Raw genomic sequence first — 20,446 nt, forward strand, 5'->3', positions numbered from 1 at the left:
AGTTCTTTACCCGTTAAGTGCTTCGTCAAGACCTGCCCAGTCCATGTTTCCCGCACATTCAGCAACTGCCTTGAAGCGTTCGGCCTCTGCCTGAGGTATCTTGTACTTCCTGAGCTCGGCAACTATCCCGTCAATAGAATCAATGTCGAAGCTCGACGCAAATTCTCTTATCGCTTGGTAGGCCTCATGAAGTTCATCGAGAGTGATTTCTTCCTTGTCGGCATCGTCATCACCAAACAACGGCGACAGAATCTCCGACAGCTTGCGGTAATCCTGCAGGAGCTTCGGCGTGAGGCTATCGATTTGTTCCGCGTCCTCCGCGTTGCCCAGTTCCTCGAGCTTGGCCGCGTCTGCCGACAACCCCAACGCTCCTATCAGCCGTGCAGAACTCTTCAGCGCGTGAACCTTTATCGTGTAGTTCCTGAGGTCATGCGCGCGTAGGAAGGCCTCTATTGCGTCGGCGTTGGCTGTGATTGAGCGGTAGAACTGCTCGAGCGTCTTGATGAGGATTGACTCGTTGGAGCAGAAACGCACTGCGTCGTCATAGCTCAGGCTTCCAGTGCCCTCGTAAAAGGCTTGAAGCTCGGTCTTTGGCTGTTCTTCTTCCGGCTCGTCGTCAGAGGCCTCCTGAAGCATGACTTTCTCCTCTGGGAGGTACTGTATCAACGCCGCCTCAAGCGCAGGCCCCTCGACGGGCTTCGACAGGTAGTCCGTGAAACCTTCCTCGAGGTACTTTGCCCGTGCTCCGCTCACTGCATCAGCTGTCAGGCAGATTACCGGCGTTCCAGTGTTCATGCCGCCGGACTGCGAACGTATGCGCTGCAATGCCTGCGTTCCGTCCATAACGGGCATTCTCTGATCCATCAGGATGAGGTCATACTTCGTGCTTCTCGTGAAGGTCAGTGCCTCAGAGCCGCTCTGCGCGGTGTCAATCTGAACCTCCGTCTTGCTCAGCAGGCCTTCAACAACGGTGAGGTTCATCTCCGTGTCATCAACAACGAGAATCCTCGCGTCCGGCGCACGGAACGATTCCCTGTAAGCGCGCATCTTGCGGATGTACTGGCTGAACTTCTCCTGAAAGTCTCCGATTGGGCTGTCATCAACAATTTTCTGTGGAAGGTATACCGTGAACGTCGAGCCCTTGCCGTACTCGCTGGCTACGTCGACTTCTCCGTTCATCATCTCGAGCAGGCTTTTCGTTATCGACAAGCCCAAGCCTGTGCCCTCAACCGTGCTGTTCTTCTCGAGGTCAACGCGCTGGAACTTCCCGAAAAGTTTGGGGAGGTCTTCGGGCTTTATCCCTATGCCCGTATCCTGGACGGTGAACACGAGGCTGATTGTGTCTCCCTTGCGCTCTCCGCCGACATGGAATGACACTCCCCCTTCGTGCGTGTACTTCACCGCGTTGTTGAGGATGTTGATGACTACCTGCCTCACCCTGACTTCGTCGCCGTGAAGACCGTCAGGCAGGCTCTCGTCAACGTTCACCGTGAACTGCAAGTCCTTCTGCCGCGCCTTGAACACTATCATGTTCGTTACGTCGTTGAGCACGGAGCTGAGCTTGTAGTCTGCCTCGACAATCTCCATCCTTCCGGCCTCGATCTTGCTGAAGTCAAGAATGTCGTTGATGATGGAGAGGAGGTTTCGGCCTGCGCTCTCTATGTTGCGGGCGTACGTCGTGATGCGTTCGTCGCGGCTCTCGCGGATAATCATCTCGTTCATGCCTAACACAGCATTAATCGGCGTTCGGATCTCATGCGACATGCTGGCGAGAAATTCGCTCTTCGCAGCGTTGGCTTGTTCCGCCTGAGCTCTGGCGATCTCTAGAGCTTTCTCGCGCTTGTTCCTGATGGAGAATATGCTGAACAGTATTACCAGGCTGAGAATACACAACGCCATCTGTATCATGCTATTCTTGATGAGCGAGGCACTGATTAAGCGGTACACTTCGCTGTTGTCAACGACAATCCGTATGTCGTTGTATATCTCCTGCCTCATCCACAGCGCCGACACGAAGAACAGCATCAGCAGCATCGCAATCCACACAACTATGGACTTGCTGAATCTATGCCCGTCATCCCCTGCGACAAGCCTGCGGAAGAACGCAAGGCCAAGAATACCCCATATCGTCAGTATAAGGTACGACTCCGCCGCAAGCGTGCTGACCGACCAGAAGTTAGGCACAATAGCCAGCATGAAGAACCCCAGCGACACAACCACTCCCAGCGCGCCGAGAAGCTGCATTTTTCTGTCTCTCTCCTTGCCCGCTGTCCTGAACGCCGCCGCAGAAGTGTACCCGTAAGCTACCGTAGCACCGACCGACGTAACATCAACTATCCAGCCTATCGCGGTTCGCCCGAAGAACGGGATGAACACTGACACGCACATTATGAGCAGAATGCACTTTTCGGGAGTTCCGTACTTTCCCAGCTCGTGGAACTTCTTGGGGATTATGCCTTCGCCCGCAAGAGCGTAGAGCAGACGCGAGGCCGCAATGTAGTTCCCAACGATGCCGGTAACTACTGCTCCGAGAAGAGTTACTGCGAGAATCACTAGGCCGATATTGCCCATGATTTCCTTCGTCGCGTAGAACACTGGCAGACCCTGCAGGCCGTCCATCTTCCCCAAGTCCTTGATGTACGCGAGCCACGACGAATAACCTTCGGGCTGAACTGTTACAGCAAGCCACGTGAGGAACGTGTAGGCTACTCCGCCTGTTGCAACAGCTATGGCCATAATCATTAATGACTTTTTCGGCGAGAATCTGAATTCTCCCGCAGAGTGCGAGATTGACTCGAACCCCACGAACGCCCACGGGACTAACGCGGTTACCTGCACAACCTGAACCCACGCCTTTTCGCCGTCAGCAAACAGCGGGTAAGCCGTACCATGCCCCCTCGTGCCGAACAAGCAGACCGCGAGGCAGAGGACTATTCCGGCGATGAGCAGGACGGCCATCACGGACTGGACAGCTCCGGCGAGGGACTTGCTGCGTATGCAGACAAACCCGAACAGCACAACAGCACCTGCGGAGACGAGAAACTCTCCGAACCAGACATCATAGCCCGCAACAGTGTAGTGAAACCCGAACTGCAGGACACCTCCGGCCAAGTTGCGCGCGATGAGGACGAGTGCCGTTGCGTTTGCCCAGAGTATGGCGATGTACGTCAGAACGAGAAACCAGGCGCACAGAAAACCGTGCTCGTCGCCGAAAGCCGCCCGCGTGTACGAGAAAGCTCCTCCGCTGTCGGGATACCTGTTCAGCATGTAGTGGTACGTTCCGCAGATTACGAGCATCAGGGCAGTTCCGGCGGTCATGCCGATTATCGTGCCCAGAGGCCCGGCCGTCGGCAGAAACGTTGAGCCGGGCATTACGAACGCTCCCCAGCCGACAGTGCACCCGAAAGCCAATGCCCACGCAGTCAACGGAGAAACATACTTGTCTTTGCTGTCTAGTCTTTCCATGAAACGACCTCCTTGAATTAACGCCGTAGAAATATCCCTCCCTGTTCACTCTCGAACAAGGAGGGACGGTGTTACTTAGTGCTTAGGTTGTCTGCGTTGTGTATTACTTCTTGCGTGCCGCGATGAATCCGCCGAGTACTGCAAGTGCTAAAGCTGTGAATCCTGCCGAGCACCCGCCGCCTGAACTGCCGGGATCGTTGAACGTAAGGTTGTTGTTCTCTTCACCGCCATTATTTTGTGCTGCAACCTGCAGCTTCGCCGCGAGAACAGGAGCACTCACGTCATACGCTGAAATGCTCACGATGTCATCAGCTGCGTCGTTGACCTTGAAGACCACGTAGCAGTTGGTCTTGCCGTATGCATCGTTCGGTGTTGCCAGTTCCGCCTGAGCCGAGTCGAACACCCTTATGTCCTTTGAAGCTGAGCTGAAGCCCTTAGGATAGAAGTCGAAGGACGCATCAGCATCAGCAGATGCCGGCTTTGCTTCAAAGTCTATCGAGGCTACGTAGTACAGACCGGCAGGAAGGTTGTTCATGGCAGGGATTCCCGTCGTCATTACAGCATAGTTACGGCTCTTTGCCTCAGTAATGACAGTATCCATGCTGTAGGTCGGGAACTCAGCTCCCTCAACAAGCAGAGCGTTCGTAGGAGTTGCACCGAGAACAGCCGCCATAACCGACGTGTCTACCGCTACTACCACAGACTCCACAGTGTTGCCGTTCTCGTCAGTTACTACCTTCACCGTCTCGACATCGTACGATACAACATTCACCGTCGCGGAAGCAGTGTCCGTGCTGACAGTGTCAGGGAGATCGCTGACAGATGTGTAAATAGTCGGCTCATACACCTGGCCTGCTTCCATGACTACCAGCATGTTCACGAAGCCGGGCATGACGGTACTATCACCTGAGCCAGGGATCGCATCGATGGATTCACCCTTGCTGTTCAGGAAAGCAATACCGCTGTTGTCAACTGCGCTTGCCTGTATGCCTGAACCCTTGACGCTAGCCTTGAGGCCTCTGTCTCCCATGATCTTCGTACCGAAGAGAGCTGACCCGAAAACCTTGGGCTGCTTGTACGTTCCGCTCTTCTTGGGTCTTACCGCCGTTCCTGTTGAAAGGGCAGTGTTGCCGCTCCCGAGTCTGTCTGAGACCGCCGCGAGCTTCTGCTCAACTGTCGCATCGTCCGATGTTGAGGATACCGCTGCCTCAAGCTGATCATTTTCCTGCGGCGTAGTATCTGTCGTAACGCCGGGGAACAACGCGGCTCTCTTTGCATCAGTGTCAACTGCTCCCTGAGCACTGGTCTGGATTGACTCCGCACTGCTTGCCCACTGCTTCTGCTCTGCTGTTACACCAGCTAAAGCATTCGCCAGAATATCCGCAATCGCCCTTGCTACCGACATGATCGTCTGGGCAAAAGTCGTCTGCGCCACTGACTGCTGCGCCGCTCCCGTGATGACTGTCGCCGTAATCGTCCTCGTGCTGGTGATAGTCTCAGTTACCCTAGTAACAATCTCGACTCCAGCAGACGGGGTAGTGGGGGTAGGAGGGGTAGTAGGCTCGTTGTGCCCTGCACCGAAAGCCGCTCCGGCAAATGCCATTACCAGCACTGCCGCCATTAACGCTAAGTACTTCTTCATAAACATAAAGCACTCCTTCCGAGTAAAATAAGATTGGTAAAACTAAGTAATACACGCAGAACCGAGATGTGCACATTCTACACCGTGTTAGCGTTTTGTCAATTGATACCGCACAAATTTTTACGTGTTTATACTAATTCAGCGAGCCCCTCAGCATCGCAGGAAGCCGCCCGTCATTCTTGAGCTGCCTCACGAGTTCCGCTCTCCTCTTATCTTTAGCGTCGTACAGGTCCACAAGCCGGCACTTCACCAGCAACGCCCTGCGCGAGTTCGGGTAGTTCTTGAGGCACAGCTCCAGCATCTCCGCCGCCTCCTTGCGCATCTCCTCAGGAAAGCCGTCAAGGTACAAGTCGGCCAGATCCCAATACGCCGCCTCGCCCTCTTCTGTGCCCTTGCACCTGTCAATAATCCTCTTGAGGACTGCCTCGCGCTCGAACGGGTCTCCGTTAGTGCCCAGCCGGTTGTACTCCGACTTCAGGATCATCCCTTCACGCTCAATGCTCACGATGTCCGCGCACCATCCCGCAGACGCACACGCAAGCACCAGCGCGAAAGCCAGCAGCTTCCTCATGCCCTGACCTCCGGCCTGCCGACCGAAACGTACTCGAACCCTCTGCGCTTCATCTCGTCGAGCGAGTAGAGGTTACGTCCATCCACTATAAGCTGACGATTCATGAGCCTCTTCATGCGCTCGAAGTCGGGCTGGCGGTAGATGTCCCACTCCGTCATGACTGCGAGGACATCCGCACCATTCACTGCGTCGTACATGTCGTTGACGTACACGAGACCCTGACGGTCGCCGAGAACTGCGCGTGTCTCCTCGACTGCTCTCGGGTCGCTGGCCTGGATTCGTGCTCCGGCATCGAGCAGAGAACGTATCAGCACCTGAGCGGGAGCTTCGCGGGTGTCGCTGGTCTTGGGCTTGAAGGACAATCCCCACACGGCGATAACTTTGCCCTGAAGTGCGTCGAACTTGGCCGAAATCTTCGTGAACATTGAGGTCTTCGCGCGTTCGTTCACGTCGTCAATTGCCGTGAGAATCTGGGGCTCGTAGCCTGCCGCACGTGCAAAGTCCCTAAGTGCCCGGACATCCTTCGGGAAGCATGAGCCGCCGTAACCGCATCCGGCGTTCAGGAAGCGTTTGCCGATTCGTTCGTCGAGGCCGATGCCGCGCCTGACGCTCTCAACGTTTGCGCCGACGTGCTCGCAGATTCCCGCCATCTCGTTCATGAAGGAGATTCGGGAGGCAAGCATTGCGTTTGCGGCATACTTCGACATCTCCGCGCTGGCTGTGTCCATGAAGAGGAGCTTGGGCGGCTCAAGGAAGGAATAGAGCTGAGAGAAAATCTTCTGCCCCTCAGCGTCATTCACGCCGATGATTACGCGGTCAGGCTCGAGAAAATCGGTGAGCGACGAGCCTTCGCGCAGGAACTCGGGATTTGAGGCCATGTAGAGCTTGAAGCCTGCCTGCCTCTTGGCCAGCTCTTCCTCAATTATGCCCTGAACCATCCTGTTCGTTCCGACGGGGACGGTGGACTTCACGATGACGAGGAGGTCTCCGGCCATTCCCTGCCCGATGTCGCGCGCGGCACTCTGGATGTAGACCATGTTTGCGCTTCCGTCGGGAGCTTGGGGAGTTCCGACGCAGATGAAGCAGGCTTCCGCACCCTCGAGGGCTTCGGCGGTGGAGGACGTGAAGGACAAGCGGCCTTCGCGCATGTTGCGGGTCATCATCTCTTCGAGGCCGGGCTCGTAGAATGGGACTGTGCCCTTGCGGAGGGTCTCGACTCTCTCTTCATTGACATCGACGCAGATGACGTTGTTGCCGTAGCGGGCGAAACATGTTCCTGTAACGAGACCTACATATCCTGTGCCTATAACTACTAACTTCATTAATTTTTCTCCTTACGTTGAATGTGTGAACGTGAGAGATTATACACTCTGTGTGATATAATGCGGTCATTCTACAAAATCAGCAATTCAGGGGGGATTGACAAGAATGAAGCCGAATCAGTATAATGGATCGTGGCTCGTGGCTATTCTTGTCAGGTAAAATCCCTACATTATAATTCCCACAACACAACAATAAATCAGGAAGCAATATGCTCCGCTGAGATGTTCTGCGTGAACTCCGGCGGGGCATTTTTTATTGTGAGGAGTGATTAACATGTTCGGAATCAAGCGCGCGGCAAAATTTCTGCTTCAGAAGTGTTATCTGAATCAAGTAAAGATAAGGCAGAAAGCATACCGTATGGTTTCTGAAGAGGGGAACGTTCTGGACAGAAGGGGTTTCCTTCAAGGCACGGACAAAGCCTCGCTTCAGCAGACATCGGGCTACATTCGGATTGCTCACGACTACTTGAGGCACTACGACTACTTGTTCAGTCCGTTCAGAACAGAAAGTTTCCCGCTTATCGAGTTCGGTTGTGCAAGGGGAGATTCCCTCAGGATGTGGGAGGAGTATTTCCCAAGCGCAGACATCTACGGCATAGACCTCGACGAGACGGCAAAGCGTCATGAAACAGAACGTATACACGTTGTTATAGGCGACGCAACATCACAGAAGACCCACGACGATCTGAAGGCCTCAACCGGCGGAAGTGCGTTCATCATCCTCGACGACGCATCCCACGCGTGGGGAGACCAGCGCAGGAGCTTCGAGCTGTTCTGGGACATGGTGAGCCCGGGCGGGTTTTACGTGATTGAGGACTTGGAGTGTGGAACTCTGGGCGCATACCCTGCCTATCCTCCTAAGGTGCTTGATGCACAGCCGCTGAACGAGTACATGCACGACAGAAGCAGGATACTACGCTGGGCACCTGACAGACAGCCCGAAGAGAATACGTACCACTTTGAGCATCTTCCTCCGCACATACAGCAGATAGAACGCGAAATGGACATGTGCATATTCATTCCCGGTGCTGTGATTGTCCGGAAGAAGCCTGAAACTATTTCGGGGGTTGCAAAAAACTGACACTCTGAGTAAAATAATCCCCGCGTTGCCCGGGTGGCGGAATTGGTAGACGCGCTAGATTCAGGTTCTAGTGGTCGCAAGGTCGTGGAGGTTCGAGTCCTCTCTCGGGCACCATCAATCAGAAGATAATTAGAGGTACAGTTATGTTGCTTGACATGGCTGTACCTTTTTTGTTATCATTCGTCATTGCACCAAAAGCCAGACAATCAGGGGAGGTACAAAATGCCTGAGTTCGTACCAATCAGCAAGAGCCGGAGCAGGTACACATTCGGCCGGGCGCATGACGTGATAGAAATGCCTGACATGATAGAAGTACAGAGAGCATCATATCAGTGGTTCTATCAGGATGACATGGAACCTGAAGAGAGGAAGTCGCAAGGTCTTCAGGAACTGCTAGAAGAGGTATTCCCCATAGAAAGCTATGACGGGACATACGCTCTGGAATTTGTAAGCTATTCGATCGATAAACCCAAGATAACAGAAGAAGAAGCAAGGCAGAAAGATATGACGTGGGCACGTCCCATCAAGGCGACGATACGGCTCACGAACAGGAAGACCAACGTCAGGAAGGAAGCCCGCGAGGTGTTCCTGAGTGATTTTCCTGTGATGACGGAGAGAGGAACATTCATCATTAACGGCACGGAACGTGTAGTGATAAACCAGCTTGCGCGTTCGGCCGGAATATACTTTACGCATTCAGGCGACGCATACTCGGCCAAGCTGATACCCGACAGAGGGGCATGGCTGGACTTCTCGTTTCCCGACAAAGAAGGCATAACTGCCAACATCGACAACAGGAAGAGGATGCCTGTAACACTTCTGATGAAGGCACTGGGAGCACAGAACAACGAGGAGATCATGAGGCTTCTTGATGTGGGGACGGTGTTCATGCCGTTCACTGCTGACCTGAAGGGTTACATGTCCGCCGAAGAAGTCCGCAATAACGAGGGAGAAGTCATAGTCGCCAAAGATGCCATTCTGACGGAAGAGATCATCGGAAAACTTTTCGCGAACAACCCGGACAGCGATGCTGGGATAACTGTTTACGACATGGACACTGCCCTTGCCCGAACCTTTGAGAAGGACAAGACCAAGAGCCCCGACGAAGCCATACAGGAAATCTTCAAGAAGCTGCGTCCCAACGAGTTAGCACGAATCGAGAACGCACGGGACTACTTCAGGGGGCTGCTCCAAGACCCAAGACGCTACACGCTCGGACGTGTCGGAAGGTACAAGCTGAACCGCCGTCTCGGGATGAACATCTCGACGGACGAGAGGCTGCTTACACTGCAGGATGTTGTGGCGATCGTCAAGGAGATGTTCGCGATGAAGGCAGAGGACAAGATAACCGACGACATAGACCATCTCGGCAACAGGAGGGTACGTTCAATCGGAGAGCTTCTGCAGAATCAGGTGCGCATAGGGCTTCTGAGGATGGAGAGGATAGTCCGTGAACGCATGACCACAATCCCGAACCTCGACGAAGTTACCGGCCGCGAACTCATCAACAACAGGCCGATAGCCGCGTCTCTGCGTGAGTTCTTCGGGTCGGGGCAGCTGTCGCAGTTCATGGATCAGACTAACCCACTCGCGGAAGTTACGCACAGAAGAAGGCTCTCAGCACTTGGCCCGGGAGGCCTGAGCCGCGAACGTGCAGGCTTCGAGGCAAGGGACGTGCATTACACGCACTACGGGAGAGTGTGCCCGATAGAGACACCCGAAGGCCCCAACATCGGACTTGTCTCATCACTTACGACTTATGCCAGCCTGAACTCATACGGATTTCTTGTTACACCGCGCCGGGTAGTCAGGGACGGCAAACTGACGGATGAGGTTGTGCTCCTCTCTGCTGATGACGAGGACAAGAGCTATGTTGCTATGGCAAACACTCCGCTTGAGGATGACGGCATAACGTTAGCGGGGGATTCCTGCCCGACAAGGCACGCGGACGAGATTGTTACCGTGCCTGTGGAGATGGTGAACTACATGGACGTTTCGCCGCGTCAGATTGTCTCACCGTCGACAGCATTAATCCCCTTCCTCGAGCACGACGACGCTAACCGTGCGCTTATGGGCTCTAACATGCAGAGGCAGGCAGTACCTCTCCTTGTGCCGGAAGCTCCGAGAGTCGGGACGGGAATTGAGCACAGGATAGCGAAGGACTCCGGCTCATGCGTAACTGCGCGCGAGGCAGGGACAGTAACTTATGTGGACTCCGACACGATAAAGGTCAAGAACAAGAAGGGCAAAATCAGGACGTACGAGCTGATAAAGTTCAGGCGTTCTAACCAGTCAACGCTTATCCACCAGAGGCCGCTTGTGCGGAAGGGCGAGGAAGTTGAGCGCGGGGACATTATCGCTGACGGACAGGCAATCGAGAACGGAGAGCTTGCACTTGGCCACAACGTGCTTGTTGCGTTTGTCCCGTGGGAAGGCTACAACTTCGAGGACGCAATACTCCTCAGCGAAAACCTCGTCAAGGAGGATAAATTCTCCTCAATACATATAGAGGAGTACGAGATAGAGGCTCGAGAGACAAAACTTGGCCGCGAAGAGATTACCCGCGACATCCCCAACGTCGGAGAGGACATGTTACGCAACCTCGATGATGACGGAATAATCAGGATAGGCGCGGAAGTCAGTGCAGGAGATATTCTCGTGGGCAAAGTTACGCCCAACGGCGAAAGCGACCAGACTCCCGAAGAGAAGCTGTTACGCGCGATATTCGGCGAGAAGGCACGTGAAGTCCGCGACAACTCCCTGAAGCTGCCTAACGGTTCGTGGGGAAAAGTCGTATCCGTCAAGCAGATGAGCCGCGACGAGAACCCCGAAGCCATGAGCTCGGGTGTGCTACGTTCGGTGAAGGTGTACGTTGCACAGCGCAGGAAGATAACCGTAGGCGACAAGATGGCCGGCCGTCATGGCAACAAAGGCGTTGTGAGCCGCATTCTTCCCGTTGAGGACATGCCTTACCTTCCCGACGGAACACCCGTTGACGTTGTGCTTAACCCTCTGGGAGTTCCGAGCCGCATGAATCTCGGCCAAGTGCTCGAAACCATCATGGGCTTTGTCGCTCTGAACAACGGCTGGCACGTCAGCACACCCGTTTTTGAGGGAGCGAACGAGAACGAGATTTTCGCGGAGATGCGCAAGATTGCCGCGACGAAGTACAAGGACTTGACGGAAGACGGAATGATAACCATCCGCGACGGCAGAACCGGGCGGCCTATGGATAAGAAGGTAACGATAGGCTGTATGTACATGCTGAAGCTGAACCACCTCGTTGACGACAAGATTCACGCGCGCTCGACAGGACCTTACAGCCTCATAACACAGCAGCCTCTTGGCGGTAAAGCGCAGTTCGGAGGCCAGAGGTTCGGAGAAATGGAGGTCTGGGCACTCGAGGGCTACGGTGCGGCGAACGTACTGCAGGAGATTCTGACGGTCAAGAGCGACGACATCAGAGGACGCGACAAGACCTATGAACGCATCGTCAAGGGTCAGAGCCTCGTGAAGCCCGGCGTTCCCGAGAGCTTCAGGGTTCTCGTGAAGGAACTGCAGGGACTCGGGCTTGATGTCGAGGTTACGTTTGACGACGGCTCGCACGGCGACATACCGATTGAGGACGATGATAAGCCGGTCTTCATGGGCAAGCCTTCGGAGATATTCGCGCCTTCGCCCAGAAAACAGCGCAAGCGCAAGCAGTCCCAGCCCGCAGAAGATGACGCTGTGAGCATGGCGGACATAACGGACATCATGAGTGTTGCAGACGAAGCAGCGGAGATGCCGCAGGAGACGGATCTCTTCGAGGAGACAGAACCCAGCATTGAGGATTTGATGAGCATGGGCGAAGAGATTGATCCGCTGCCAGAAGATGACGAAGAGGAGGAGATGTAGGCTTGGCGAAGAGGAAGGAAATTACGGGAGTCCGCATAAAGCTGGCAACTCCCGAAAGGATACACGCGATCTCTAAGGGTGAAGTTACCAAGCCCGAGACGATAAACTACAGGACATTACGGCCGGAGACTGACGGACTGTTCTGCGAAAGGATTTTCGGCCCTACGAGAAGCTACGAGTGCAAGTGCGGGAAGTACAAGAGGAGCGGCCCGAAGTTCAAGGGAGTTGTGTGCGAACATTGCGGTGTCGAGGTTACGGACAACAGGGTACGCCGTGAGCGCATGGGACACATAGACCTTGCCGTGCCGGTGGTGCACATCTGGTACTTGCGCGGAATACCCAGCAGGCTCAGCCTTCTTCTGGGGACGAGCGCGAAAGACCTCGAGAGAGTGATCTATTTCGCTCCATCCAGAAGGGGCGAAAAAGGCTTCAAGGTTACGGAGTCCGCACGGCCTGAGGTTGTGGCAAAAGGCGACATAGTTTTCGATAGCGACATCAAGATTCACACGCACTATCAGGGTGATGCCTTCAAGTACGAGGAAGCGATACAGATCGAGGGCATCGACAACATGCCTTCGGTGGATGTCGGAGACCTTATCACCGCACAGCAGGCGGCAAAGTACATCTCTGACTACGGCATGGAGAGCCTGAAGGTCGAGCCCGCGTTCATCCTCAGCAATGACAACGAGGAGCTTGGCCTCAGCGCAGGTGCCGCAGTTCCTCAGTCGAAGGCCGGAGAAGACGACGTGCGCGCAAAAATCGGCAGCAACGAAGCCTTCATCGTAACTGATGCCGTGAAGATACCTTACAGGAAGGGCGACGTTCTCTCACGCAGCGAACTCACTGAGGTTGAAGCCAGATACCACAAGTTCAAGTGCACGTTCAGGGTTATGCGCTACGAGAAGAACATAGATGACCCCAGCCACCTCGTCATTGAGCCGGGAAGCTCGTACTTCTCTCAGGGCGACGTAGTCTTCGAGCACCAGCAGGAACTCTGCAGGAAGTATGACCCTGATTTCGAGGCAGGGATAGGTGCTGATGGAGTTCTCGCGCTCATCAACAAACTTGACCTCGACCTCTTGGCCGACAACCTCCGCGAGTGGATAGCCGACTCAACGGGACAGAAGAAGCGCAAGTTCATCAAGCGTCTTCAGGTTGTGGAGGACTTCAGGAAGAGCAACTCACAGCCGCAGTCGATGATTCTGCAGGTGCTGCCGGTAATCCCGCCGGACTTGAGGCCTCTGGTTCAGCTCGACGGCGGACGTTTCGCCACCAGCGACCTTAACGACCTCTACAGGCGCGTCATCAACCGCAACAACAGGCTCAAGAAACTGCAGGCTCTGAACGCTCCCGAGATAATCATCCGCAATGAAAAGAGGATGCTTCAGGAGTGCGTTGATGCCCTTATCGACAACGGCAGGGTAGGCAAAGCAGTTCTCGGTGCAGGGAACAGGCCGCTGAAGAGCCTCACTGACCTGCTCAGGGGCAAGAAGGGACGTTTCCGCCAGAACCTGCTCGGCAAGCGCGTAGACTACTCGGGCAGGTCGGTTATCGTTATCGGGCCTCAGCTCAAGATCTACCAGTGCGGACTTCCCAAGCAGATGGCGTTGGAGCTGTTCAAGCCGTTCGTGATAAGGCGGCTCGTCGAAGGGAATTTAGCCCCCAACGTCAAGAACGCAAAGCGCAGGATAGAGAAGGGCGGTGCTGAGGTCTGGGAGATTCTGGAGAACATCATCAAGGATCACCCAGTAATGCTCAACCGTGCTCCTACTCTTCACCGTCTGGGCATTCAGGCATTCGAGCCCGTGCTTATGGAGGGCAAGGCGATACGTCTTCACCCGATGGTTTGCACGGCCTTCAACGCGGACTTTGACGGCGACCAGATGGCGGTACACGTTCCGTTGAGCATCGAGGCTCAGGCGGAAGCACGGCTGCTGATGCTCTCGGCGAACAACCTTCTTTCACCGGCTAGCGGCAAGCCTGTCGTTACGCCGACACAGGATATTGTGCTTGGAGTGTACTACCTCACCGACATGCGCGAGGGGCTTCAGGGAGACGGAAAGCACTTCATGAACGTTGAGGACGTTCTCTCCGCAATCTCTCACGGCACAGTCCACGTTAATGCCAGAATATGGCTCAAGGAGAACCCTGACGAGTGGGGACACCCCAAAGGCCGCAGGATGTACATCGCCAACAATGAAGCAGTTGTCGTGGACGGCTTCGAGGACGTGCAGGGCGAACCCAGAAACGTATTCTTCGAGACGAGTCCCGGCCGCGTGATGTTCAACACACGGATTGCGCCGGTACTGCGCTACGTCAATGAACAGCTCGGCAAAAAGAGGATCGGCACACTTCTTGATGCTGCGTATGACAAGGTAGACAGGCCGGGAGTTGTGGAGATGCTCGACGAGATAAAGTCTCTGGGCTATCACTGGGCGGCACGGAGCGGAATCAGCTTCGGAGTTCAGGCAGTGAGGATTCCCGACGAGAAGGCGATAATCACGCGCGCAACTCAGGCGGAAGACGACATCGCCAAAGAGAACTACGAGATGGGGCTTCTTACGCATGACGAGTACCTTGACCAGAAGAGCAAGCTGTGGGCTCAGGCCACGAGGGACATTGCCGAGAAGATAAAGGAACACATGAGCGAGGACAATCCCGTTCGAATGATGGTAGATTCCGGCGCAAGAGGTTCACTCGGACAGATGGGACAGATGGCGGGCATCAGAGGCCTCATGGCAGACCCGACGGGCAAGACCATCGACTACCCGATAACCGCGAACTTCCGCGAAGGAATGAACATGCTCGAGTACTTCATCTCCACTCACGGAGCAAGGAAGGGCTTAGCGGACACTGCACTGCGCACGGCCAAGTCCGGCTACCTCACGAGAAGGCTCGTCGACGTTTCGCAGGACTTAATCATCACGGAGCACGACTGCGGAACGGACAAGGGAGTCTGCATCATGCCGCTTCTCAGCGAGGGCAAGGTCATGATAGGCATCGCCGAGAGAATTGCGGGACGCACCGCACTTCACGACATCGAGAAGGACGGCGAACTCTTCATCAAGGGCGGAGAGATAATCACCGAGTCCGTCGCGAAGAGAATAGAGGCCGCCGGGTTCGACAAAGTGTGGGTGAGGAGTCCTCTTGCGTGCGCGCTGAAGAAGGGCGTGTGCCAGATGTGTTACGGTCATGACCTGTCCTCACGAAAACTCGTGCCGATCGGCGAGGCTGTCGGAGTTGTTGCCGCGCAGTCAATCGGCGAGCCCGGAACTCAGCTCACGATGAGGACGTTCCACACGGGCGGAGTGCGTTCGGCGGACGACATCACGCAGGGTCTTCCCAGAATCGAGCAGCTCTTTGAGGTCAGGAGGCCGCGCAAGGTCTGCATTCTCGCGGGGCTTGACGGGCACATCAAGGAAATCATCACCGAAGGCAAGCGCAAAGTCATCATCGAGAACGACGAGGGCGAGACCATAACCCACGCCATCCCTGCAGGCCAGGAAATCAAGGAAGGCATAGAGGTCGGCATGGAGGTTCAGAAGCTGACTGCCCTCACGGAAGGAAGTATTGACCCGCAGCAGCTGCTTGAAGTTGAGGGCATAGACGCGGTACAGAGAATGCTTGTCGACGAGATTCAGAGCGTCTACAACTCTCAGGGTGTCAGCATCAACAACAAGCACATAGAAGTCATCCTGCGCAAGGTTGCTCCGCTCAACAAGGTGAGAGTGATCGAGGAAGGGGACAGCGATTTTGTTGCCGGAGACATGGTCTGGGAGGATCAGGCCGAAGAGGTGAACCGCCAGATTCACGACGACAACGAACGCAGGATCGCTGGTGCAGTGAACGCGCTCTCTGGAGATGTACTTCTCGCCTCCGACAGGCCCGACGAGGTCATAGAATCACTGATAGGCAAGCCTCTCACAGAGGAAGCTATACGCGCAATCCTCACGCCCGGCACAACGATAAAGACGCTCACGGTCGAGCACGAAGGCCAGGAAGTTGACGTAGTTCTGGGCAAGTCAGCATTCAGGAAGCGCATGGAAGGTCTGAGCCTTGTCCGCGACGTAAAGACCGAGAAGAAGGGCAAGCTCAAGAAGAGCACGAAGCTCACGAGGGACGAACTCAAGCGCATAACCAGCGGCGGCCCGACGATAATTCGCGTGAGGGACAAGGAAATGCTCCAGCGTATGGTTGGCGTGAAGTGGATCGCTGAAGACATCACCGTCGGAAGCAGGAAGGTCGCGCCTCATGACACACTGATCACCCCCAAGTACGCCGACAGCATATCAGGAAGCGGCATCAGGGACATTAAGGTCTGGAGCAGCGTCGAGCACTACAACGTAGCCGACGAACTGCGCGTGTTCCTTCAGGAGAAGAACATGCTGGGCAAAGAGATCTACGAGGACGGCGAAGCTACCGGGCGTGTCGTTGACGATGAAGTCCTCCGCGAAATGGCAGAAGGCACGCTGGAGACCATCGACATCGAGGACGAGAAGGACGGTGTCAAGACATACTCGCGCGCTGATATGCTCGAGCGTATGCTCAACACCAAGATCAAGGGCAAGATTATCGTGAAAGTGATCTTCTACCGCACTCCCGAACAAATCGCCGCAGACGAGGAACGCGAGAGAGCCTTAGAGGAAGCCCGCGCCCGTGCCAGAGAAGAGAACAAAGCCAGAACGAAGGAGTTCATGAAGCGTAAGGCACTCTTTGAGGCCGGAGAGATTGCAGAGATGCCTGAAGAGCCGGAACTCATCAAGGTCGAGGAACCTGAAGACGACGCTGACAGCATAAAGTTCACCGGCGGAACGGAACTCAAGGGCGGAATTATCGAGGATATGGCCTCGCGCAAACCTCTCGATGTCTACGTCAGGACGCAGGGCGTGAAGGCGGAAGTCTGCCACCTCATCCGCGACTATACGTTCGTGCAGAAACTGCGTGAGTTCCCGTTATGCAGGCCGTTCATTCACGGCATCACGAAGGCAGCACTAGCGACGGACAGCTTCTTGAGCGCGGCATCCTTCCAGCAGACTGCGCAGGTTCTCGCAGGTGCGGCGGTAAAGGGAGAGTTAGACCCGTTGAGCGGCCTCAAGGAGAACGTAATCATCGGTCATCTTATCCCCGCAGGAACAGGAGCAGAAGCCTTCAGGGGAATAGCCTACCAAAGCTCCGGGAGGCCGAAGCCCAAGCCTGCCGCAGCCTTGCAGGAGGCCGAAGCCAAGCCCGAACAGCCGACGATAGCCAGCGAAGACCTCTTCACCGAGTAGCAGCAACAAACAACCCCTCCTCATCATCGGGGAGGGGCTTTCTCTTACCTAATACCTCAGGTCGTATGACGGATGGTAGATTCGTTCGTCGTTGAGGGTTTCCTTCTGGGTGCGCAACGCCTCACGCCCCGCACTGCCCATGTCCTTCGCCAGCATTGACGTAAGGACGTGAACAGCGAACATCGAGCCGATGAGGCTGCTCCCGAACAGCGGAGAGTTGTCGCTCACGTAGAAGTTCATCCGCGAGTACCCGCACACAGGTGCCGCAGGGCTGTCGGTTATCGCGGCGGTGATGACGCTGCGCGAGGCCGTAAGTTTCACCGCTTCGGTTACCTCTATGACGTAGCTTGGCAGCTCGCAGACGATTAACATGTCATTCTCGCCGATGCTACGTGCCTGTTCGAGGAGGGAGAGCGAACCGCGCTTCATCAGTACGCTCTTGAGGCCGAGCTCGGAAAAGCGCGTGTAGAGCCATTCGGCAGGAAGAGCAGAGATTCCCCAGCCCATGCAGTAGATCGCGTCGGCTTCCTGCGCGGCGTTGCAGAAGTCGGAGACCGCGTCGGGGTTGAGGATGATGCTCCTGTAGGTCTCGTCGATGTTGGCCTGTTCGAGGCGGCAGAGTTTGCCGGGCATGTCAGAGTCGTCGGACGGGTCGCTGATTGCCGCAGGGATGACCTGAGCAAGCAGCTTCTTCTTGAGAGTATTCTTGAGGTCAGCATAACCGTTGAAGCCCAGCATTCGCGCGACTCTCACAAGCTGGGCTCGCGAAACGCTCAGCTTCTCCGCAGTCTCACTTATCGAGTGGAAGGCTACTTCAGGAGAGTTCCCCAGAATGTATTCTGCCACCCTCCTGGTCTTGGCCGGAAACTCGTTGAGGCGGCCGCGTATTTGTTCCTCTAAATGCCGGGCATCCATAGTTATATCACTGTCCTATCTTTACGCACCTTACGTAATTAACTCCGCTTCCCCTCGATGAACGCAGCGTGCCTTCAACGTGAACGGGGTCTTTGTCCTTGAGTGTGGCGAGAATCTCCTTCTGCTCGTCGTCGTAAACGCGCACAACGATGAAGTCTATTCCTGTCTCCGGGTTGTCCTGCCGCACAGCAAAGCGTATGTACCTGCCTGTTCCGTTCTCGCCTTCTGCCTTTGCCTTGACGAAATGTACATTTCCCGAAAGTTCTGCGGAGTTCTCGGGGACTGCAGGAAGTTCGCTTAACGGTTCTGCTTCGAGGACGGACAGGTAGAGCTCGCCGCTGCCCTTCGAGGAACTCAGGATGCCTTTTACGCGCACGGGAGCGTTCTCGGGGAGCTCTGAGAGCTTGGCCTGCAGTTCTTTCGGGAACGCGCGGGCGTTCAGGAAATCCTTGCGGGTTGTGCAGTCAGTCCAAGTGCTCTCGTGGCGGATCGAGAAGGGAAAGTACTTGCTGTCCTTCTTGCGGCTCAGATGATGCACCAGGCCGGTAATTGTTACTGTGTTGATGATGTTCAACGGGTATCACCTCTGTAGTGTAATAGATAAAATCTACACCGGCTATTCTACAACTGAGATTGAGGGGCTGCTACGTGTTAAGCACAGAAAGTTTCGGCGGCTGTGCTACAATTCCAAGACATATGAGGTGATTTGATGGTGAACAGTTCGGACAAGAAGCTCAAGGTGCTGCTGTTTATGGCGGCGTATTCGTTTTTCACGATAATTAAGCTGGCACGGCATTTTGTTACGAGTGCCAGACATGCGGCACAAGGTATGGGAACGTTTCTGCAAGATTCTGCTGAAGGAGTCATGATGTCTAGGATCTCGCGTGTAAGCGTAATCTTCCTGGCTATGGTGTGCTGTGTGCTCGTGCTGGCGATGGGCAGGAAGAAATTTGAGTGGGGACGGGCGGCAAGCTCCTTCGTGTACGGGATTACTCTGTAGGGAGCATATATCACGCACTTCAACGGCCTCGAGTTTCTTGACGGGCTGTCGGGTATCTTCATGGCTCACGGAAGGTACAGGGAAGCGTTCGGCTTGGGGCACTACAACACGGTCGGCAGGTTGTGCCTGTATTATTTCATCTTTACCGCGTTGTACCGCACCACGCTGTCAGAACGTCAAAGTCAGCACAGTAATTTACGTAAGGGGGGGGGGGGGCAAGAAAGTTCAAGCCTAACGCTCTGTATGTATACCTGATTGTTATTTCTCCCGCAATATTTCTGATGCTTCTCTCGTCCGCTTCCCGGACCTCACTCTCTGCCCTCATACTCTTCTACTTGGTCTACACCTCACTGAACGTCTATTCACGCTCTGGATTCCACACAAAGGCTATGATGATTGTAGCTGTAATGTTCGCATTGGCAGCCTCTGTATTAGTGTGGGACTGGATGGAAGTGTGGGACACGTTCTGGTACAACAGGGGCATGAATTACACAGCCACCCTGCCTATACTTACGCAGAAAAGCTCATGGATAGCCGGACTTGGCTTCAACTTCCACGAGCACGTTGCTGACATAATCGGCACTACAATGCTGGACAGCTTCTACCTCTGCATTCTGCTCGAGGCGGGAATAGTGGGGTTCATCCTGCTGATAGGGAATATACTGCTCTTCACGAAGAGGTATTTTTCTGACATCAGGCACATGACCAAGTTCCACAAACAACTGGGCGGCCTGCTTGCCGTCATGCTGTATTACGCCGTCTTTGAGAGTGTGCTCCTTAACGGCGGACCGTTCGACCTCCTCAACTGGTGTTCGCTCATTACCGTACTGAACGACAGGCAGGTCTCAAGAAAGTCTTTGCTCTCATGAATACCCATGAACTCGGGCTAAAGCTGTTGCATAATTCATAAACGCTGATATAATGCAGGAAAATTCCAGCTAAGAGGTGCAAATTATGACCAAAGCAGAACTTATTGACGCAATCACCGCGAAACTCGCAATGCGCAAGAAAGATGTCGCGCCCGTAGTAGATGAAGTGTTCGCGGAGATTCAGGGAGCACTCGGCAAGGGCGACAAGTGCACGTTCGTGGGCTTCGGCGTGTTCGAGGTGAGGGAGAGAGCCGAGAGAGAGGGTCGCAACCCTCAGGATCCCAGCAAGAAGGTCATCATCCCGGCCAAGAAGGTACCCGTCTTCAGGCCCGGCAAAGACCTTAAGGACGCAGTGGTGAACGTAAAACTTCACTAGGCACGCAGATTTCATTCTGACCTAGAGGCGGCTTCTGA

At 54.9% G+C, this 20,446-nt stretch carries 11 protein-coding genes, 1 tRNA gene and 1 pseudogene; 7 read left to right on the plus strand and 6 right to left on the minus strand.

Annotated features, from left to right (window positions below):
• Positions 1 to 6: 6 nt before the first annotated feature.
• The 4 genes from IJT02_07525 to IJT02_07540 form a co-directional block, all read right to left on the minus strand.
• Entirely contained in the window at positions 7 to 3,465 is a 3,459-nt protein-coding gene (locus tag IJT02_07525) for an amino acid permease (protein MBQ7544776.1), read from the minus strand.
• A 103-nt stretch (positions 3,466 to 3,568) separates the two neighbouring features.
• The gene (locus IJT02_07530) at positions 3,569 to 5,107 is read right to left on the minus strand and encodes a hypothetical protein (GenBank protein ID MBQ7544777.1); all 1,539 of its coding nucleotides are present in this window, start codon (positions 5,105 to 5,107) and stop codon (positions 3,569 to 3,571) included.
• A 133-nt stretch (positions 5,108 to 5,240) separates the two neighbouring features.
• Positions 5,241 to 5,678, minus strand: a complete 438-nt coding sequence (locus tag IJT02_07535) for a hypothetical protein (protein ID MBQ7544778.1) — start codon at positions 5,676 to 5,678, stop codon at positions 5,241 to 5,243.
• Positions 5,675 to 7,000, minus strand: a complete 1,326-nt coding sequence (locus IJT02_07540; protein ID MBQ7544779.1) for a UDP-glucose/GDP-mannose dehydrogenase family protein — start codon at positions 6,998 to 7,000, stop codon at positions 5,675 to 5,677. Before IJT02_07540 ends, IJT02_07535 begins: the two co-directional genes overlap by 4 nt.
• Positions 7,001 to 7,274: 274 nt before the next feature.
• Here IJT02_07540 and IJT02_07545 point away from each other — a divergent pair, with 274 nt between their 5' ends.
• The 4 genes and pseudogenes from IJT02_07545 (at position 7,275) to rpoC (ending at position 16,555) form a co-directional block, all read left to right on the plus strand.
• Complete coding sequence (locus IJT02_07545) at positions 7,275 to 8,081, plus strand: class I SAM-dependent methyltransferase (GenBank protein ID MBQ7544780.1); 807 nt, start codon at positions 7,275 to 7,277, stop codon at positions 8,079 to 8,081.
• Between the two features lie 27 nt (positions 8,082 to 8,108).
• Positions 8,109 to 8,195: transfer RNA gene (locus IJT02_07550), tRNA-Leu, on the plus strand.
• A 108-nt stretch (positions 8,196 to 8,303) separates the two neighbouring features.
• Positions 8,304 to 11,978 carry a DNA-directed RNA polymerase subunit beta gene (locus tag IJT02_07555; GenBank protein ID MBQ7544781.1) on the plus strand — a complete coding sequence of 1,225 codons (3,675 nt, stop codon included), beginning with the start codon at positions 8,304 to 8,306 and terminating at the stop codon, positions 11,976 to 11,978.
• 2 nt (positions 11,979 to 11,980) lie between these two features.
• Positions 11,981 to 16,555 (plus strand): annotated as a pseudogene (rpoC, locus tag IJT02_07560) (DNA-directed RNA polymerase subunit beta').
• Between the two features lie 741 nt (positions 16,556 to 17,296).
• On the opposite strand, the gene IJT02_07565 reads toward rpoC, so the two are convergent.
• Positions 17,297 to 18,163 (minus strand): MurR/RpiR family transcriptional regulator, encoded by an 867-nt coding sequence (locus tag IJT02_07565; protein ID MBQ7544782.1) that lies wholly within the window; start codon positions 18,161 to 18,163, stop codon positions 17,297 to 17,299.
• Between the two features lie 7 nt (positions 18,164 to 18,170).
• Positions 18,171 to 18,737: an OB-fold nucleic acid binding domain-containing protein gene (locus tag IJT02_07570; GenBank protein ID MBQ7544783.1), complete on the minus strand. Its 567-nt coding sequence runs from the start codon at positions 18,735 to 18,737 to the stop codon at positions 18,171 to 18,173.
• A 135-nt stretch (positions 18,738 to 18,872) separates the two neighbouring features.
• Here IJT02_07570 and IJT02_07575 point away from each other — a divergent pair, with 135 nt between their 5' ends.
• From IJT02_07575 to IJT02_07585, 3 genes are all read left to right on the plus strand, one after another.
• A complete protein-coding gene (locus IJT02_07575) occupies positions 18,873 to 19,163 on the plus strand; it encodes a hypothetical protein (protein ID MBQ7544784.1) in 291 nt (96 codons plus the stop codon).
• Positions 19,164 to 19,570: 407 nt separating this feature from the next.
• Positions 19,571 to 20,032: a hypothetical protein gene (locus IJT02_07580; protein MBQ7544785.1), complete on the plus strand. Its 462-nt coding sequence runs from the start codon at positions 19,571 to 19,573 to the stop codon at positions 20,030 to 20,032.
• An 85-nt stretch (positions 20,033 to 20,117) separates the two neighbouring features.
• Complete coding sequence (locus tag IJT02_07585; protein ID MBQ7544786.1) at positions 20,118 to 20,408, plus strand: HU family DNA-binding protein; 291 nt, start codon at positions 20,118 to 20,120, stop codon at positions 20,406 to 20,408.
• Positions 20,409 to 20,446 lie beyond the last annotated feature (38 nt).

The organism is Synergistaceae bacterium (assembly GCA_017450125.1).
Lineage (GTDB): Bacteria > Synergistota > Synergistia > Synergistales > Aminobacteriaceae > JAFUXM01.

Coding starts and splice junctions, on each gene's coding strand:
- IJT02_07555 (MBQ7544781.1), top strand. CDS start 8,304: ATGCCTGAGTTCGTACCAATCAGCAAGAGCCGGAGCAGGTACACATTC.
- IJT02_07540 (MBQ7544779.1), bottom strand. CDS start 7,000: ATGAAGTTAGTAGTTATAGGCACAGGATATGTAGGTCTCGTTACAGGA.
- IJT02_07575 (MBQ7544784.1), top strand. CDS start 18,873: ATGGTGAACAGTTCGGACAAGAAGCTCAAGGTGCTGCTGTTTATGGCG.
- IJT02_07585 (MBQ7544786.1), top strand. CDS start 20,118: ATGACCAAAGCAGAACTTATTGACGCAATCACCGCGAAACTCGCAATG.
- IJT02_07545 (MBQ7544780.1), top strand. CDS start 7,275: ATGTTCGGAATCAAGCGCGCGGCAAAATTTCTGCTTCAGAAGTGTTAT.
- IJT02_07530 (MBQ7544777.1), bottom strand. CDS start 5,107: ATGAAGAAGTACTTAGCGTTAATGGCGGCAGTGCTGGTAATGGCATTT.
- IJT02_07580 (MBQ7544785.1), top strand. CDS start 19,571: ATGTTCGCATTGGCAGCCTCTGTATTAGTGTGGGACTGGATGGAAGTG.
- IJT02_07535 (MBQ7544778.1), bottom strand. CDS start 5,678: ATGAGGAAGCTGCTGGCTTTCGCGCTGGTGCTTGCGTGTGCGTCTGCG.
- IJT02_07525 (MBQ7544776.1), bottom strand. CDS start 3,465: ATGGAAAGACTAGACAGCAAAGACAAGTATGTTTCTCCGTTGACTGCG.
- IJT02_07565 (MBQ7544782.1), bottom strand. CDS start 18,163: ATGGATGCCCGGCATTTAGAGGAACAAATACGCGGCCGCCTCAACGAG.